14 protein-coding genes are annotated in these 17250 nt (G+C 49.1%); 10 read left to right on the top strand and 4 right to left on the bottom strand.

Annotated elements, in window-relative coordinates:
- Positions 1-37 precede the first annotated feature (37 nt).
- On the bottom strand, positions 38-3790 hold the full coding sequence (locus S7335_RS14455) for a WD40 repeat domain-containing protein (protein ID WP_006457721.1): 3753 nt from the start codon (positions 3788-3790) through the stop codon (positions 38-40).
- A 233-nt stretch (positions 3791-4023) separates the two neighbouring features.
- On the opposite strand from S7335_RS14455, the gene S7335_RS14450 reads away from it, so the two are divergent.
- The 7 genes from S7335_RS14450 (at position 4024) to S7335_RS14420 (ending at position 11362) form a co-directional block, all read left to right on the top strand.
- Positions 4024-5199: a BMP family ABC transporter substrate-binding protein gene (locus S7335_RS14450; protein WP_006455082.1), complete on the top strand. Its 1176-nt coding sequence runs from the start codon at positions 4024-4026 to the stop codon at positions 5197-5199.
- A gap of 71 nt (positions 5200-5270) precedes the next feature.
- Complete coding sequence (locus S7335_RS14445) at positions 5271-6377, top strand: ABC transporter permease (protein ID WP_006457215.1); 1107 nt, start codon at positions 5271-5273, stop codon at positions 6375-6377.
- A 70-nt stretch (positions 6378-6447) separates the two neighbouring features.
- Positions 6448-7371 carry an ABC transporter permease gene (locus tag S7335_RS14440; RefSeq protein WP_006454082.1) on the top strand — a complete coding sequence of 308 codons (924 nt, stop codon included), beginning with the start codon at positions 6448-6450 and terminating at the stop codon, positions 7369-7371.
- 71 nt (positions 7372-7442) lie between these two features.
- Complete coding sequence (locus tag S7335_RS14435; RefSeq protein WP_006454348.1) at positions 7443-8126, top strand: cysteine hydrolase family protein; 684 nt, start codon at positions 7443-7445, stop codon at positions 8124-8126.
- Between the two features lie 13 nt (positions 8127-8139).
- Entirely contained in the window at positions 8140-9705 is a 1566-nt protein-coding gene (locus tag S7335_RS14430) for an ABC transporter ATP-binding protein (protein WP_006456412.1), read from the top strand.
- Positions 9706-9817: 112 nt separating this feature from the next.
- Positions 9818-10504: a cysteine hydrolase family protein gene (locus tag S7335_RS14425; protein WP_006455781.1), complete on the top strand. Its 687-nt coding sequence runs from the start codon at positions 9818-9820 to the stop codon at positions 10502-10504.
- Between the two features lie 6 nt (positions 10505-10510).
- Positions 10511-11362: a cupin domain-containing protein gene (locus tag S7335_RS14420; RefSeq protein WP_006457510.1), complete on the top strand. Its 852-nt coding sequence runs from the start codon at positions 10511-10513 to the stop codon at positions 11360-11362.
- Between the two features lie 367 nt (positions 11363-11729).
- Here the strand turns inward: S7335_RS14420 and S7335_RS14415 are convergent, their stop codons facing one another.
- Both S7335_RS14415 and S7335_RS14410 read right to left on the bottom strand, forming a co-directional pair.
- Complete coding sequence (locus S7335_RS14415; RefSeq protein ID WP_006454668.1) at positions 11730-12164, bottom strand: hypothetical protein; 435 nt, start codon at positions 12162-12164, stop codon at positions 11730-11732.
- Positions 12165-12274: 110 nt separating this feature from the next.
- Positions 12275-12742: a DUF2656 family protein gene (locus S7335_RS14410; RefSeq protein ID WP_038018469.1), complete on the bottom strand. Its 468-nt coding sequence runs from the start codon at positions 12740-12742 to the stop codon at positions 12275-12277.
- A gap of 130 nt (positions 12743-12872) precedes the next feature.
- Between S7335_RS14410 and S7335_RS14405 the strand changes: the two genes are divergently transcribed.
- Positions 12873-14222 carry an MFS transporter gene (locus S7335_RS14405; RefSeq protein WP_006457712.1) on the top strand — a complete coding sequence of 450 codons (1350 nt, stop codon included), beginning with the start codon at positions 12873-12875 and terminating at the stop codon, positions 14220-14222.
- A 119-nt stretch (positions 14223-14341) separates the two neighbouring features.
- Here the strand turns inward: S7335_RS14405 and S7335_RS14400 are convergent, their stop codons facing one another.
- Entirely contained in the window at positions 14342-15070 is a 729-nt protein-coding gene (locus S7335_RS14400) for a GAF domain-containing protein (RefSeq protein ID WP_006454072.1), read from the bottom strand.
- Between the two features lie 209 nt (positions 15071-15279).
- Between S7335_RS14400 and S7335_RS14395 the strand changes: the two genes are divergently transcribed.
- Both S7335_RS14395 and S7335_RS14390 read left to right on the top strand, forming a co-directional pair.
- Complete coding sequence (locus S7335_RS14395; RefSeq protein ID WP_038016271.1) at positions 15280-15846, top strand: pentapeptide repeat-containing protein; 567 nt, start codon at positions 15280-15282, stop codon at positions 15844-15846.
- 423 nt (positions 15847-16269) lie between these two features.
- Entirely contained in the window at positions 16270-17157 is an 888-nt protein-coding gene (locus S7335_RS14390; RefSeq protein WP_006456969.1) for a hypothetical protein, read from the top strand.
- Positions 17158-17250 lie beyond the last annotated feature (93 nt).

Raw genomic sequence — 17250 nt, 5'->3', positions numbered from 1 at the left:
GTGGGATGATGATACGCATTGAGACAATCTGAACGGCCTAAAGTGTCACCCTTGGATGAATCATCCCGTTTTCTATTGCACCGAGTTGCTTCAGCGCAGACCTTTGTGCGATGCTCAGTCCGCTTGCGCAGTCAACGTTTAACGCCTCATAAGGTCTGGGCATCCGTAGAGTCTGAGTCAACATCAGCCAAGGGGGAGAAGAGGCTACTTGCCAAAGCTTGATCGTTGCGTCCTGACTGCAGCTTGCTAGCGTTGAGCCATCTGGACTGTAGGTAAGAGATTTTATCCAGCGATTGTGCGCTTGCTGAATTTCTTGGCAAATGCCTGTCTTCAACTCCCAAAGTTTGATAGTGCTATCGGTGCTGCTAGTTGTTGCCTGGCGTCCGTTTTTGTGGATAGCGATTGACAGAATAGGGCCTCCATGTGCAGCGTAGGTTTGTTGGCAGCGGTACTTTCCGTTGCGATCGCGTTGCCAAATTTTGAGTATGCCATCTGCACCGCCGCTCAGCAGCGTTTTACAATCGGGGCTCATCGCCACCGAGCGAATCCAGCTTTGATGGCCATTGAGGGTATCAATAACGCTACCGCTCACCGGATTCCAAAGTTTGATAGTTTGATCTTGACTGCCGCTCAGCAATAGCTGCCCATCTAAACTAAGGGCCACAGTCCAGACACCGCCGTCGTGACTATTGAGTGTTTGTAGGCAGATGCCCTCTTCTGACCATTGCTTCAGAGTGCCGTCCAAGCTACCGCTCCAAAGACTGCCATCTGGTGCATGAAGTAGGCTTAAAACCGCATCTCCGTGACCTGTAAGAACGTACTTTTGCTGCTGAGATTGAATGTCCCAGATCCGAATCGTTTGGTCTTCGCTACTGCTAGCGACCGTAGGCCGCGTAGGGCTAAAGCTGACTGACCAAATCCAGCTCTTGTGACCTCTTAGCGTGCTGAGTAGCTCACCTGTTTGAACGGACCACAGCCTCAGATCTCGATCCTGATTACCGCTCGCTAAAAGAGTCCCTTGTCTGTTGAACGCGACTGACCAGATGCCGTTACTGTAGCCCTGTAGCTGCCGCAGACAAAGGTTACCCCGCCAGATTCGTACGGAGCGATCTTCGCTGCCGCTCGCTAGCATCTGATTAGGGCTATATGTAATGGCGCTAATCCAGCTCGTATGGCCTGAGAGCATCTGCAGGCTCTCTCCGGTGCGGTAATTCCAACGCCAAATATTACCATCGTTGGCCCCAACGGCCACCGTATTGCCATCAGGGCTAAAGGCGATACTGCGGATAGGCTGCTGAGCGTCCAGCAGCTGCCATGCTTTCTTTGTTTTGACGTGCCAGAGATGAAGGTATCCAGATGCACCTCCGCTAGCTAAGACCAGGCCATCGGGGCTAAAAGCAACAGAGCTGAGCCGATTAGAATCGCTTCGGTCAGAATCGCTTACATTGGAACCACTTAATTCGGAATCACTTAATTCAGAACCACCGAGTACTGCTAAACACTCTCCTTTGATCGCATGCCAAAGGCGTACTGTCCCGTCATAGCTAGCGCTAGCTAGGGTAGAAGAAGGTTGTTGTGTTGGTAAAAAAGCAACAGAGCGTACCTCATCGGTATGTCCCTTTAGCTGGTGCAATAGGTGCCCTGTCTTGAGATCCCAGACTTTCACCTGGCGATCTTCGCTACCGGTTGCGAGTAGTTTGCCGTCGGGACTAAATGAAACGCAGAAGACGCGATCACTGTAATCGTCAAAGCACTGCACCAACTCTCCGTTCTGCACATGCCAAAGATGAACCGCACCGTTGGCGCTACCCGCAATCAGCTTACCGTTTGGACTAAAGGCCACTGACCAAACCCAGCCTTCGTCCATAGTCAGGCTGAGTAACGGCTTCCCATCTGCACTCTGCCAAATCTGGATTTCGTGGTTGATATCGCCAGTGGCCAACAGCTTTCCGTCTGGGCTAAAAGCCACTGATAGCACCTGACTAAATGTTTCGTTAAAGACAGAGTGAGTCAGATCAGAAGCAACAAAGCTGACTCGATGTAAATCAACGCCTTTGAGATAAGCGCTCCAAATAGGCAAGCGGGAGAAATCCCAGTCACTCAAATCAACCTGCATCTGAACCAGTAAATTGATTAAGTTTCCGCCTGCATAGCCTATCTGTGATGGTATTTGGCGCAGTTCGTCTAACCATTGTTGAATGATCTGTGCCCAGTTAGCTGGACTGCTCAACGCCAGCAGTCGATCGGCAATCGGTTTGAGAATCAGCCGGGTTTGAGTTTCACGAACATAATCTCTCGCTTGAGCTTGAATCAGCGCATGAGAAGCCAGCGATGAGTGAGAAACCATCTGACGGGTGAGCATTTGTTCGCAAACGCGCTCAATTAATCGATGCGTGGCGTATTCCATTACCACTGGCTGCAGCGTGAAGCTAGGCTGTGAAGTTTCTGGGTTAGGCGATAGTTTTTCAATTAGGCTGCGACGCTCTAATGCGGATAGCGCCGCGAGCAGTTCTCCTAGCTCTAAGCCTAAGACAGGAACAAAGTAGCTGCGGATCTGAGAGATTGTGATGGGCTGACGGGCGATCGCTAGCCAGTCAAGCGTTTGTTGCTGTAGGACCGAAAGCCGCCCTATCTGCTGTCTCAGCAGATCTTCAATATCTCCAAAGATAGCGCCGCCCGATTTTGCACAATCTAGAAAATCCGCTAGCTGTCCATTAAACAACTCTTGAATCACTGCAGCGACCATTTTCAGCGCCAGAGGGTTACCCGCATAGTAATCGACGAGCTGTTGCCATTCTGTTGCTGTGCCGCTGAAGCTCCCTCTAAGCTCAAACAGCGTACGGCCCAACGCTGCGGGCAATCCGGTTAGCCGCAGCGAGCGAACAGGTAGCGTATTACCTTCATGGGCGGCAATGCTGGTCGGTTTTTCCCGGCTGGTGAGAACAACCGCGCTCTGGTGTGTGGTTTGTCCCAACTGTTGCCAGAACAGGTCGTAGTTGGAAGCGCTGTAGTTGGAAGCGCTGTAGCCTGGTGCTAGGCGATCTTTTCTGCTGTGGTCTGATGAAGCGATTGATAACGAACCTACCTGAGCCGACGTAACCGTTTCGCCATTGTCTAGTACAATCAGGCAGCGATGCTCTCTTAGACATTTAATCAGCTCAGAAAGCTTCTGCCCTATCGTCTGAGTTGTTCCAGCAGCCTGATTAGACGGACGTGAGGGCGCAAGCACCTGAAGTAAATCTGCAATCAAGTCAGGCAGGGGCGGAGCATCTCTTAACGAGCGCCATACAATCCGAGAGAAGCCGCCTTTTTGCTCTAGCTGCTGGGCCAATCGAATCGAGAGGGCTGTTTTACCCATGCCGCCCATACCAAAAATACCGATGAGTCGGCAGCGATCGCTAACGACCCAGTTTGTTAGCTGCGTCAGCTCAGCCTGACGACCATAAAAGCAAGAGATATCTACCGCATCGCCCCAATCGACCACAGGCGAATTCGATGATTCAAGAGATAGCGCAGCAATTGACTGTATATTGCGCTGTAGAACAACTCGAACATTGTTCTTAGTGACTTTCTCTTCTAGGACCTTAGAGAGCATTCGCCAAAGCTGTGAGCCTGTTTGTTTCACATAGCTCAGCTCATACCCCGAGTGCTGCGCGATTTCGCCATAGGAGTACGACCCCTCCCAGACATAGCGAAAAACTGTCCGCTGCAGTGGACTGAGACTACGTTTAACGCGATCACTGCTGTAGATCGCGTGCTCAACGAGGCTTAAGACTTCTTCAGAGGTCATGCAGCACCTAGACACGTCACATATATAGGTTATAGACTACACCCCCTTTCTAAAAAGAGACTTTGCGTTATAGGAACCACTACAGAACCCTGCTGAGCAGGAAAGATTGTAGCCAAAAGAACATTCTCTTTTAGCCCTCAGTGCTTTTGCATACTTTTTTCGCACCTTTGTCCGATTTACGGCCAGATGAGCTTGATAAGCTTTGTTCAATTCTTCGTTAAGGAGTTGCCACCGTGGGCAATAGTCGATTTGGGGTTTCTCGCCGTCAGCTTATTCGAGGCTTGTTAGCGACGGGCGCATATGGGCTGACCGTTAAGTTTGGTACGGGTTGTAGCGCCGAGAGTGCGAGTAGCGATGCGACAGGTGACAAAGATGGAATGACTTTCGGGTTTATCTATGTCGGCCCTAAAGATGACTACGGCTACAACCAGGCCCATGCAGAAGGCGCGGCAGCAATGGCGAAGGAATTTTCTTGGGCCGAGATAGTCGAGGAGGCAAACGTGCCTGAAACGACAGCCGTCGCTGAATCAATGCGCAGTATGATCGATATTGACGGGGTCAAGGCACTTTTCCCAACGTCATTTGGCTACTTTGATCCACACATTGTCAAGCTGGCTGAAGAGTATCCTGACGTGCAGTTTTTCCATGCAGGCGGTCTGTACGAAGAGGGCGGTACCCCTAAAAATGTCGGCAGCTACTTTGGCTACATTGATGAAGCTCAATATGTTGCAGGCATTGTTGCTGCGCTAACGTCTCAAACAGGAAAGCTAGGGTTTGTGGGCGCGAAACCCATTCCGCAAGTGCTGCGCAACATCAACAGTTTTACCTTAGGGGCGCGTAGCGTTAAGCCTGAAATCACAACACAGGTGATTTTTACAGGGAACTGGGCAGAACCGATTAAAGAAGCTGAAGCAACGAACAGTATGGCCGATCAAGGTATTGACGTAGTGACCTGTCATGTTGATAGTCCAAAGGTGGTGGTCGAAACGGCGGAGAAGCGAGGAATCTTTTCGTCGGGCTACCACGCCAATCAGCTTCCGCTTGCCCCCAAAGGATATTTAACGGGAGCGGAGTGGGACTGGAGCAACGTTTATCGCCAGCTGGCTGAAGAGATACATGCCGGTAAAACCCTGATGGAGGGTGGTATTCCACATGTGCTGCGAGGCGGTCTTAAAGAAGGCTTTTGTAAAGTATCAGACTATGGGCCTGCCGTGAGTAGTGAAGCCCAACAGGCAGCGGATGCGGCAAAAGCTCAGTTTATGGATGGCAGCATGGTGATCTATGACGGGGAGATAAAAGACAACAAAGGTAATGTTGTTGTTTCGGCTTCAGAATCGCTTAAGCAACAAGATCCAAAGCTAGAAAAGATGAATTACTTGGTTGAAGGCGTGCTTGGCTCAATCGGCTAACTTGATCGGCTAAGTATTGCCAGCTCAGTCAATGAAACTCTCTTAAATTTCTATTTCCGCAGGAGTCACTTATGCAAACTTGGCGGCGATCGCTAGAATCTCTTTGCCTGTCATTCGGCGCAATTCTGGTGGGTCTGGGGCTGTTCGGGCTATTTTGTGCGCTAGCTGGCGCAAATCCATTTGAAGTCTATGGGTTGATTTGGAAGGCGGCGTTTGGCAGCGCCAGTACCTTTCAAAATACGCTGATTCGCGCGTCTCCACTGATGCTGAGCGCGCTCTGTACCGCTCTACCGGCTCGCTTAGGGTTAGTGATTATCGGCAATGAAGGGGCGCTGGTAATGGGTGGTTTAGCAGCGGTTTCGGTTGGGCTGATGTTGGGAACCGCGCTGCCGCCGCTACTGGTCCAAATAGCCATGGCAACTGCTGGACTGGTTGCAGGTGGCCTGTGGATTGGGGCAGCTGGGGCATTGCGACATTACCGAGCAGTGAATGAAACTATCAGCAGTTTGTTGCTGAACTACATTGCGATCGCACTACTAAACCATCTGGTTGGCGGTCCCATGCGAGATCCCAGCTCGCTCAATAAACCTTCCACATTTCCACTTGCAGATGTAAACATGCTAGGCAGCATTCCAACAACGCGCGTCCATTGGGGACTGTTATACGGTCTCATCGCCTGCATTATCACCTACTTTTTGATGCAGCGAACAACGTTTGGCTTTGCGGCTCGTACCGCTGGTGGCAACGTTCGAGCGGCGAGAATTGCTGGCCTACCGGTTGGCAAGCTCACGGTGATGATTTGCTTTTTGGCTGGCTCTTGCGCTGGACTCGCTGGCATGGTAGAAGTTGCTGCGGTGCAGGGATCTGCTAACGAGTCTCTAAACGCTGGCTACGGATATGGCGGTATTTTGGTGGCATTTGCCGCTAGGCATAACCCCTTAGCCGCAGTGCTAATCTCGCTGCTAGTGGGTGGAATTTTAGCGAGCGGCGGGATTTTACAGCGATCGCTCGAACTCCCTGATGCAACAGTGCTGGTATTTCAAGGGCTGGTGTTCCTAGTAGTCCTTTACAGCGATTCACTGTATGGAAAAATTCCGTTCTTTAAAGAGAAACCCACGATTACAACGTCTGCCTCACCGCCTTCAAGCCCAGGTGAGGAACCTGTCGTTACCGCTTAACGCACTCAATTCACGCACTATCGACATCTATTCAATCGATATCTATTCACACGCATCAGAAGGTGAGGTTATGTCAGAAGGATTAGGCTGGTGGGGCGTTCCCCTTGCGATCGTCGCAGGCACTATGAGAGGCGGCACCCCTTTTCTGTTCGTTAGCTTAGGAGAATGCCTGACAGAAAAAAGCGGCAAGATCAATCTAGGCCTAGAAGGAACGCTGCTAACGGGTGCGATGTCAGCTTACGGCGTCTCTTATTTAACGGGCTCTCCTTGGCTAGGTGTGTTTGCAGCCGGGCTAGCAGGCCTAGTCTTGGGCAGTATTCACGGCTGGCTATCGCAGCAGCCTCGGGTGAATGACGTGGCAGTCGGCATTGCCATGATCATCTTTGGTAGCGGCATCGCTTTCTTTTTAGGTAAGCCGTTTATTCAACCCTCTTCGCCGCAGTTGCCAACGTTCGGCTTAGTAGGTGGCAACGTTCCACCTGCGGTTGAATCGGCACTACAAATCAGCCCGTTGTTTTTGTTAGGACTGGTTATCGCCCCTGTGATGAAGTGGTTCTTTAAATCGACGCATTGGGGTCTGTATGTGCGAGCAGTGGGCGATAGCCCAGAAGCGGCCAGGGCAATGGGCGTATCGATCTTTAAGGTACGCATGCTGAGTATTATGGCGGGTAGCTTTTTAGCGGGCGTTGGTGGCGCCTCTTTATCGCTTTACTATCCAGGCGTTTGGACGGAGCGGATCTCTAGCGGCCAGGGGCTAATGGCAGTAGCACTGGTTATCTTTGCAAGGTGGAATCCGGTGACGTGCCTGTGGGCTTCGCTGCTGTTTGGTGGGGCGCAGGCGCTAGGGCCATCCCTACAGTCAGTCGGTATCGATCAGGGCTACTACTTGTTTAACGCCGCGCCCTATGTGCTGACGCTGCTGATTATGATTGTGACCTGCTCACCTAAGCGATCGCTAGCAGGTGTACCAGGCGCATTAGGAATGGACAACTAGCGAACAGTCAGTGCTGGGTAACTAGACCAGAACCTGACTGGTGCAGATGTTAATTTGGAGCAGACATTAAAATGGGACGTTTTGTAGAAGCCGAACCCTATCCTTATCCGTATAACGGCGATCTGCGGCCTGACAACACCGTCGTTTTGGTCATCGATATGCAGATTGATTTCTGTGGCCCAGGTGGTTACGTCGATAAAATGGGCTACGACTTATCGCTCACCCGCGCTCCAATTGAGCCTATTGCCCATTTACTTCAAGTGGCTAGGGCAGAAGGCTACCACATCATGCACACACGCGAAGGCCATCGCCCTGACTTAGCAGATCTACCCGCCAATAAACGCTGGCGATCGCAACAGATCGGTGCAGGCATTGGCGATCCTGGCCCTTGTGGAAAGATCTTGGTGCGGGGTGAATCCGGTTGGGAAATTATCCCCGAGCTAGCCCCTTTGCCTGGAGAGGCCATCATCGATAAGCCTGGCAAAGGGTCATTTTATGCAACAGATCTCGATCTGTTGCTTCATCAAAAAGGGATTCAAAACATTGTTCTAACCGGCATCACCACCGATGTTTGCGTACACACGACTATGCGAGATGCCAATGACCGCGGCTACGAGTGTCTCATGCTTTCAGACTGCACGGGCGCAACTGACTATGGCAACTATCTATCCGCCCTAAAGATGATCAAGATGCAGGGCGGTGTCTTTGGTGCTGTCGCCGACTCGCAGGCGCTAATCGAGGCTATTAAATCCTAAACTAGGAGAAATTATGACTACCCTTTCCACCCCACCCTCGTCCGCTCCCTTTGTAGCTGCATCGCATCCCAGTCATCCACCCGATCTGCAGGTGAATGGAATGACCAAGCAGTTCGGTAGCTTAGTCGCCCTTAACAACGTGTCGATGCATCTCAAACCAGGCAGCTTTCACGCGCTCCTTGGTGAAAATGGTGCTGGGAAAAGCACTCTCGTCAAATGCATTATGGGATTTTATACCCCGACTGCAGGCAAACTGTTAATAGACGGTAAGCCCATACAAATTGACAACCCGCGTGCTGCGCACCGCTACCGAATTGGTATGGTCTATCAGCACTTTACAAGTGTGCCAGCGATGACCGTTGCTGAAAATTTGGTGCTCTCACGGTTTGGGAATGCAGGCGTTATCAATTGGAAAACTGAAATGGAAGCGCTGCGAGCTTTCATTTCAACTTCACCTTTTCAGGTTCCGCTCGACGTGCCGATTGCTCAGCTAGCCGCAGGTCAAAAACAGAAGCTGGAAATTCTTAAACAGATCTATCTCAATAGTCGCATTTTAATTTTAGATGAACCCACGTCGGTACTCACGCCTGCTGAGGCCGATGAAGTACTGGGTCTGTTACGAGAGCAGGTCAACGCCGGCCAGCTCAGCATTTTGATGATTTCTCATAAGTTTCGAGAGGTGATGGCCTTTGCCGATGAGATTACGGTGCTGCGAAAGGGCGCGTTTGCAGGTAGCGGTCAGGTTAGTGAACTGACAATAGCAGACATGGCTGAGATGATGATGGGCGAAAAAAAGGAGCCTACGCCAGTTGAGAAGCGCGATCGCATAGAAGCTGCTCCCGTGCTGGAAGTTCGTCAGCTAGGCGCGAATAAAGACAGCGGACTGACGGCATTTTCAGATATTAACCTAACTGTTTACAGCGGTGAAATTGTTGGCATTGCAGGTATCTCCGGTAACGGACAACGAGAACTGGTAGAAGTATTAGCCGGACAGCGACAGGCGACAGCAGGTGAAGTGCAAGTCAATGGCGAACGCTATGGTGCCACCCGCGCCGAGATGTATCAGCATCAGGTATTTGCCCTGCCCGAAGAGCCTTTGCGAAATGCCTGTGTAGGCCACATGAGCGTAGCCGAGAATATGGCCTTGCGCACCTTTGATAGACCCCCTCAGGCAAAGGGTCCGCTACTCAGTTTGCGCGCCATTCGACAAATGGCGGTTGGCCTCATTAGTCAGTTTTCAGTCAAAACACCCGCGCCTGAAACGCCGGTTCAAAATCTATCGGGAGGAAACGTACAAAGAGCTGTGCTCGCTAGAGAACTCTCTACCCCTCACATCAAGCTATTGATAGCGGCTAACCCTTGCTTCGGTCTCGATTTCGCCGCCGTTGATTTCATCCATACTCAGATCATTGACGCTCGTAATCGAGGCGTCGCTGTTCTACTCGTCAGCGAAGACCTCGACGAACTGCTGAAGCTATCTGACAGGCTGATTGTGATTAGCGGCGGTCAGTTTTCCTATCAGAGCCCAATTGCTAGCGCAGACTACGCCGCCATTGGTCATGCTATGGCAGGCCACTAAGAAGCTGTCAACAACAAGCTACCAACAACAAGTTGTTAGTAAGTTAACGAACAACTTGATAGTTGTGGTTCACTAATCAGTGATTCGCAAAGAACATTACCAGAATAATTCCATGAACACTATTCCGGCGCTGCCCTACGACTATCCGCTACCTGATTCATTAGATCACCTAGCGCTGGTAATTATTGACATGCAGCGTGACTTTTTAGAACCAGGTGGCTTCGGTGATGCGCTAGGCAATGACGTCACTCAGCTTCAGGCCATTGTCCCCCAGCTAAAAACGTTGCTTCACACCTTTCGTGACCTCGATCTGCTAGTGATACATACGCAAGAGTGTCATGCGCCCAACCTGTCTGACTGCCCGACTTCTAAGCTAACCCGAGGCGATGCCAAATTGAGGATTGGCGATCGCAGCGCTATGGGACGCATTTTAGTCCGAGGCGAACCCGGCAACGCGATTATTCCTGCCCTTGCGCCGCGCCCGAATGAAGTCGTGATTCGCAAGCCTGGAAAGGGAGCATTTTACAACACGCCTTTATCATCCATATTGCAAAAATACAGCATCACGCACTTGCTAATCACCGGCGTCACGACCGAAGTTTGTGTTCAATCCACCATGCGCGAAGCTAACGATCGTGGCTACGAATGTTTGCTGGTAGAAGACTGTACCGCTAGCTATTTTCCAGAATTTAAAGAAGCCACCATTCAGATGCTGCGAGCCCAAGGTGGCATCATTGGCTGGACGTCGATCGCAGACAAAGTATGTCAGAGCTTATTGAAAACCGCTCAAGGGGAATAAGTAGACATGAAACTCAGTAGATTTTCCTCCGCATTAGCCCTAGTATTGGTTGTTTCAGGCTCCTGCATTCGCTCAAGTGAGGCTAACGTGACGAACAATTTCGAATCTGTGATTCTCCGTGGGAAAGGCTTCGCCAACGCGCTTGAAGTAGAAGAATCGGATGTCACTAGCTCAGCGGTCACGAGTTCAACGGTTGTTGATCTAGCTGACCTTACAACAAATCCAGAAAACTACGACTTTTTTACTTTCAGACCAAACTTAGAAAAGCTTATTTTGGCCGGGGAGGCTGATGCCGAGCACATCAGCATCTTGTGGTACACCGTTCCCGATGGTCAGGTGGGGCTGCACTATCACGCGATGACCGAGTCAGTGTATACCATTGAAGGCGCTCAAACAGATGCCAAAGGCACCTATCCGACTGGCTCCCTTTACTTTAATCCACCCGGCAGCGGCCATGAGATCTCAGACAGCAGCGGTTTCTTCATCCTAGCCTATGCGTCGCCACCTGACTTTGACAATACAGATGAGATCGAAGACTACATACCTGTTCAAATAGACACAGCCGCTCCGAACTTAGAAGATATTTATCCTTTTACAGAAGTACAAGACAACGTACAGCGCTATGATATTCCCCTAGATCCAGAGGGTGGAATGAGTGCGCTGTTCATCAAAAGCACTTCGGAAGAAAGCTACCAATACGCAGGGAATTACCTACTTGTCTTAGAAGGTAGCTGCAGTATCGATGGCACAGCTTATAGTGAGAAGATGTTAGTAGTCTCTAATACGATTGAACCGCAAGCCTATCAAGTCAGCACTTCAGAAGGCAGTTCTTGCCTTTTCCTAGGTCTATCTTTTTAAGGTACGGTCAAATTCCGCTAAGCTGACCGTGCCTGATAATCAGATCGCAATCATAGAGAAATAGCAAAGTCACTAAAGTATAGCAAGGTGCGGATGCATTCGCGCATTGCGAGTCACCTAGCCTGTTGAAACACAAGGGTTATAGCCAATGACTATGCCATAAGCTAAGTAGACCAAAACTATAGCAGAACACACTGGGTTAAATATACTACCTGGAGAAAAGCTGGCTGCTATAGAACAGGCTAATGGTTTGTTGATTTGCGAGCAGCTCACCACTATATCATCTTGTTAGACAGTTGCAATAAATAGAGAGATCTCTTCACTAGAGACTTTGAGTAGTTGTTCTATTTGCTGAATTTAGTGAAGTTTATTCGACATGTTTTTGTAGAATCGCAGCGAGACCAGGAACAGCTGCTACCACATCTGATTTCACGGATTTTCTCAGCCGATTGTACGTCGCGCTGATAACGCCCTGACCAGTTCTAGCAATCCGGTCATCTGTAGCAGATAAGATCGCATCGGCAGTGCGATCGCTATTCTCGCTCATATAAGCAACTGGATCGCCCGAGTGTACACCTTCTTCCCAGATGGGATCTAGATTGGAGAATGTCTCTGGCATTAGCCGCATCAAAGCACCCGGAATGTAGTCGGCGCTGATACCTTTGACCACCTTGTATGCAGTCTTAAGTGCCATACCTGAAAGTCCACCTTTATTAGAAACTTGTTGATCAATTAGCTGCGCGCAATCAGCAGCAATTGCAGATCGAGTAGACTTATCTTGAGTTTTTTGAGTTAATTTCATACCATTACTGTGTATTATTGACGCCATATTGGCCACATTATTCAATTGCTCGTTCAGCCCTGAGCCACTTTAATTCTGGCAGCTTACTCAACCGTCTAGTTTGTTACGAATCACTCAACTTCGCACTCAATTCTAAAGACATCTTCTGCAGGCTTAGCTTGGGACAGCGTCTCCCAATTAATCTCTTCTAAAAAGACTCCTGGATCAGTTGTTTCTACAATGTCTACGCCCCACTCTCCTGTTTGTAATGAAGGTGCTGGCGTAGTAGCAGGTGTGTTCTTGACGCCACCTAAAGCCATGATGGTAAAGCTTTTGATATCGGCGCTGGCTGTACGATAGTTGGCTAGTGCGTCGACGCAAAGCTGACCAACTTCGCTCGGAGAATAAGTATCAGCGCTATAGTTCACTTCAACTACCCAATGAGGATTTTCGATCAAAGTACACTTGACACCCGGCTTTTCACTAAGTCTTTTAACGAACACATCAGCAAATTGTTCTCGGTTAAGAGGATGTACTTCACTCTCTATCAAAGTGAAATTGTGGGAGAGTAGCATTCTGCTTTTTAGGGAGTCTGTCATGTCTAAAGGGTCTAGTCTGAGGACAAATTCAAAGCGCAATCGACTGTAGAAGTCTATCTGGTTTTACTCTCTTTGACCATCCGCCCTCAACCTATTAGTTTCTCTGCCAAAAAGCATACCAGAACGTATTTTGAATAAACTTTTTCAGCCTAATTTTCCCTTTTCGCCTGCCAAGCTACCTATCTTCTATGGTTGGGTGATTCTCGTTGCCAGCGTGCTAGGCGTATTGACTAGCATTCCAGGCCAAACCATTGGTGTTAGTGTCTTTACCGATCACTTAATTGAAGCTACAGGGCTATCAAGATTACAGCTGGCAAATGCCTACCTAGCGGGCACAGTGACTAGTGGCGCTCTGCTACCGTTCGGGGGTAAGTTGCTAGACCAACTAGGCGCTAGGCGCGTAGCGGTACTTGCGGCAATAGGGTTGGGAGCAACGCTAGTGTATCTAACCGAATGCGATCGCATCTCTTTGTTCTTCAGCAAGTTTCTACCGTTCACACCTACAACGATTGCAGCGCCAGTGCTAGTCGTTGGCTTTATTAGCCTGCGGTTTTGCGGGCAGGGAATGTTAACGATGACCAGTCGCACAATGTTAGGAAAGTGGTTCGAACGACGACGCGGACAGGTATCTGGAATTGAAGGGATTTTTGTCGCATTTGGCTTCGCGATCGCTCCTTACTTCTTCAGTCAATCTATCGCCGTACTCGGCTGGCGAGGCACATGGCTGAGCCTAGCAGCGTTTGTAGGTATTGGCATGAGTAGCATCAGCTGGCTGCTGTTTCGTGACAATCCGGAAAGCTGCGGCCTACGAATGGACGCAAAAGTAGCCGATCTCTACTCATCAAAAGAGCTTTCAGCAGGTCACACTTCGTCAGTGCCAATTCCAAAGCCTACTACAATGTGGGGCTTAACTAGACAGCAGGCCTTAAGCACATTAGCTTTCTGGGCGGTGACGCTAGCCTTTATGTCACAGGCGTTGTCAATCACAGGCATCACTTTCAACATTGTCAGCATTGGCGCAGACATGGGGATCAGTGAAGAAGACATGGTCCGAATTTTTGTACCCATTGCAGTGGTTTCGACGGCAGTAGGCTATGGGGTAGGCGTGGCTTGTGATCGCATTCGCATTCAATATATTTTTATCTTTATGATGGTCTTCCAAGCTATCGGCATTGCAGCCATAGCCAACCTCAACATTACCTGGATGATTGTGCCCGCCGTTGTGGGCTTAGGGATTAGCGGCGGTTGCTTTGGAACACTCACGACTGTAGTACTCCCCCGATTCTTTGGCCGGGCCTATCTAGGTGCGATCGCAGGCGTACAGATGATGGCAATTGTGATCGCTAGCGCTATTGGCCCCTCTCTACTAGCCAACTCGAAATCAATCACAGGCTCTTATACCAGCGGATTATACGCTTGCTGCTTGTTCGCACCTGTAGTGATTACTTCGATGCTAGCAGTTAACACGCCTACGGAGTAGAGTAATCGATTTGTCTGGAAAATCAAGAAGTAAGCATGAGATTTCTATTCGCGTTACTAGAAGATAGTTTGTAGTAGAAGAGATTAGCCGATACTTAAAAAGGCGTCATCGCACTTTCGCTAGTCTTCTTGTAATTTCTGTTGTTTTTCAGCTTCCCATACTTTGACCACGTCAGGATAATAGGTCTGTATGCATTGATCGCAAATCCCGTGGGTTAACCGAGCATCTGAGTGCTGTTCGATATAGCGTTCAACCGAAGACCAAAAACCGTGATCGTCACGAATCCCCTTACAGTGAGAGCAAATCGGAATTAGCCCATCCATAATTTCTATCTTCTCTAAGGCATCTGCAAGCTGTAATGAAACTCGGTGTAGTTCTAGCTGGACCACTATTTGACGAGCTAACGCTATGAGCGTTCTTCTTTGGACTTCAGATAGCTCTTTAGGCTGATGGTCGATCACGCAGAGCGTTCCTAAGGGATGGCCACTAGCAGTAATGAGCGGCACACCAGCATAAAAACGAATATTCGGCGCACAGGTCACCAACGGATTATCAGAAAAGCGAGCATCATCGCGAGCATCTTTAACGATTGTAATATCTTTGGTCAAGATGGCATGGGCACAAAATGAGACATCGCGAGGCGTTTCGCGCACTGAAATTCCGACCTTAGATTTGAACCACTGCCGATCTTTATCTACCAAACTAATTAGAGCAATCGGCACATCACAGATAAAGGCGGCTAGAGAGGTAATATCATCATAGGTTTGCTCATCCGCTGTATCTAGGATGTTGTATTGTTGAAGCGCCTCGATCCGAGCCGATTCTCGAAAGGGTAATTTTGCTTTCATGATGGCCTAGGAAGAAGCTAATTCCTGCTCCATTCATCTTAGCTAAGCTTGAGAAGTTGAGAGATAGGTTGAGACGTTAGTTTAAACAAGCCTTGAATGCTCATAGTTTCTTCATAGTCTACACATACGATTAACCTAAAACGACGCGGCTACTAGAAATGTGCCTTTCTCTATTCATATTTCTATGGCGCATTTAGGAGGCAGTTATCATGAGATTCCAGTCAATCAACTCCCAACAATTACTTCACGAATATAATCAAGGCGATCGCGACTTTTCTGAGACCTCTTTGAGAGGAGTTTCTCTAATTGGAAAGTACTTAGTCGGTATCGATCTAAGCCTTTGTGATCTTAGTAGCGCAGACCTTAGCCGTAGCGACCTCAGTCGCGCCACAATGACAAGAGCAAATCTAACTGACGCTGAGCTAGTCGATACTAACTTCAGTGGGGCTAACTTACAAGGCACCAACCTCATTGGCGCAAATTTACAAACAGCAAGTTTAGTAGGTGCGAACCTTGTGGGCGCCGATCTGCGCGGAGCCGATCTAACCGGCGCTAATTTGAGCGGAGCCGATCTCTGTGAGGCTAAGCTAAGCGGTGCAATCCTTTGCGACGTCGACCTAACCGGCGCTCGGGTAGAAATTGACGAGCTAGAGACAGCAGACTACGACGGTGCAATTTTGGATAATATAGACACGCTAAGTGATTTGGATACGGTTTTGATCTGTGAAAGATCAACAGAGTCACTGCAGTGGGTATCCTGGGGCGCTCACCACTAAGAGCGAATAGCCAGCGAAAAGCTATCTCTTAGCCGATCTTGTCGAGCCGATCTCCAGAAGCAGGGAATCGTTGTAGAGCTGCCTGAAGATAAAGTAACTTGCGAAAGGACAGTAGAGAGCAAGAGGGCTTAAGAGCATCCTTCAGGTAGCAGAAAAGGAAAACCTGATAAACAGCGATTAGCGCGACCCTGAAGTCGAATGTTCATTAAGTTTCGTAATTACTTATCTGCTGATCCAATCGATATGCATAGTCAATGCTCTGCCTTCGGCAGTACAAGCGAAGATCACAATAACCACTTCTATCGACCAGAGGTAACATTCGTAGCTCTAGATGCGGTTTAGATCTGGAAAGCCACATAGAATCTTCATATCCCCTTTATAGAATGGCAAATACGTTCTTGTCATCAAGGAGACAGATTTTCCATGGCTAGCCTCTTCACTCAGCCCAGTTCATCCCCTGTGCTTGCCTCTGCCAGTGATACCGTTGCTACGCCATCCAAAGTTCCTTTGGGCACCAGCGCTAAGCATACGCCGCTGGTGCCCTTTCAGCATCACTATGCGCATATTCTTTCCTGCATGGCAAAGCACCAGCTCAAAGCCCCCGTTTTGGGCGTGGCGTGGGATGGTAACGGTGCCGGGAAGAACAGCACGCTTTGGGGTGGAGAATTCCTACAGCCAACCCAAGATGGGACACAATACGGCTTCGAACGGGTCGCTCATTTTTTACCTTACTATCTTCCTGGAGGAGAGAGCTGTAGCCTAGAGCCTCGACGCTCAGCCCTAGGCCTACTTTACGGCTGCTATGGCGAAGCAGCTTTCGAGATGACAGATCTAGCGCCAATCCAGTTTTTCACAAAATCTCAACTAACGACTTTACAAAAAACCCTTACTCAAAAAGTTAATGTATCGGCCACTTCTAGCGTAGGACGCATGTTCGATGGCGTGGCTTCTCTATTGAATCTGCATCACTACGTTGGATTCGAAGGGCAAGCAGCACTGACACTTGAATTCGCCGCCACTCAATCTTCTACAAGAAGTGTTTATCCATTCACTGTGACAGATACTTACCCCAACATAATTGATTGGAGAGAAACTTTCCAATCAATTGTAGAAGACTGTCGTAATGCGGTGATGACACCTGTAATTGCAGCAAAGTTTCACAATACGCTTGTAGAAATCGTGGTAGAAATTTCTCACCGAACTAATAACTCTCAAATTGTTCTAGCGGGTAGCTGCTTTCAAAACAAGATCTTAATTGAGCGGGCTATTCGCCGTCTCAGCGCAGAAGGATTTACTCCCTATTGGATTTAATTCACTTCATATTCAGCGTAGAAACATAGTTCTAGATGAAATATCTCTAGTAAGCTCTTTGATAGTAAACTCTCGGGTCTTACTGGTTGATTT

This window comes from Synechococcus sp. PCC 7335, from assembly GCF_000155595.1.
Lineage (GTDB): Bacteria > Cyanobacteriota > Cyanobacteriia > Phormidesmidales > Phormidesmidaceae > Phormidesmis.
Note: the sequence above shows the minus strand (reverse complement) of the source record. Positions and strands in the feature narration are given on the sequence as shown.

Bases quoted from the DNA above. Each gene is read 5' to 3' on its own strand.
- S7335_RS14420 (WP_006457510.1), top strand. From the start codon at position 10,511: ATGAAACTCAGTAGATTTTCCTCCGCATTAGCCCTAGTATTGGTTGTT.
- S7335_RS14390 (WP_006456969.1), top strand. From the start codon at position 16,270: ATGGCTAGCCTCTTCACTCAGCCCAGTTCATCCCCTGTGCTTGCCTCT.
- S7335_RS14410 (WP_038018469.1), bottom strand. From the start codon at position 12,742: ATGACAGACTCCCTAAAAAGCAGAATGCTACTCTCCCACAATTTCACT.
- S7335_RS14425 (WP_006455781.1), top strand. From the start codon at position 9,818: ATGAACACTATTCCGGCGCTGCCCTACGACTATCCGCTACCTGATTCA.
- S7335_RS14400 (WP_006454072.1), bottom strand. From the start codon at position 15,070: ATGAAAGCAAAATTACCCTTTCGAGAATCGGCTCGGATCGAGGCGCTT.
- S7335_RS14415 (WP_006454668.1), bottom strand. From the start codon at position 12,164: ATGAAATTAACTCAAAAAACTCAAGATAAGTCTACTCGATCTGCAATT.
- S7335_RS14395 (WP_038016271.1), top strand. From the start codon at position 15,280: ATGAGATTCCAGTCAATCAACTCCCAACAATTACTTCACGAATATAAT.
- S7335_RS14430 (WP_006456412.1), top strand. From the start codon at position 8,140: ATGACTACCCTTTCCACCCCACCCTCGTCCGCTCCCTTTGTAGCTGCA.
- S7335_RS14445 (WP_006457215.1), top strand. From the start codon at position 5,271: ATGCAAACTTGGCGGCGATCGCTAGAATCTCTTTGCCTGTCATTCGGC.
- S7335_RS14435 (WP_006454348.1), top strand. From the start codon at position 7,443: ATGGGACGTTTTGTAGAAGCCGAACCCTATCCTTATCCGTATAACGGC.
- S7335_RS14440 (WP_006454082.1), top strand. From the start codon at position 6,448: ATGTCAGAAGGATTAGGCTGGTGGGGCGTTCCCCTTGCGATCGTCGCA.
- S7335_RS14455 (WP_006457721.1), bottom strand. From the start codon at position 3,790: ATGACCTCTGAAGAAGTCTTAAGCCTCGTTGAGCACGCGATCTACAGC.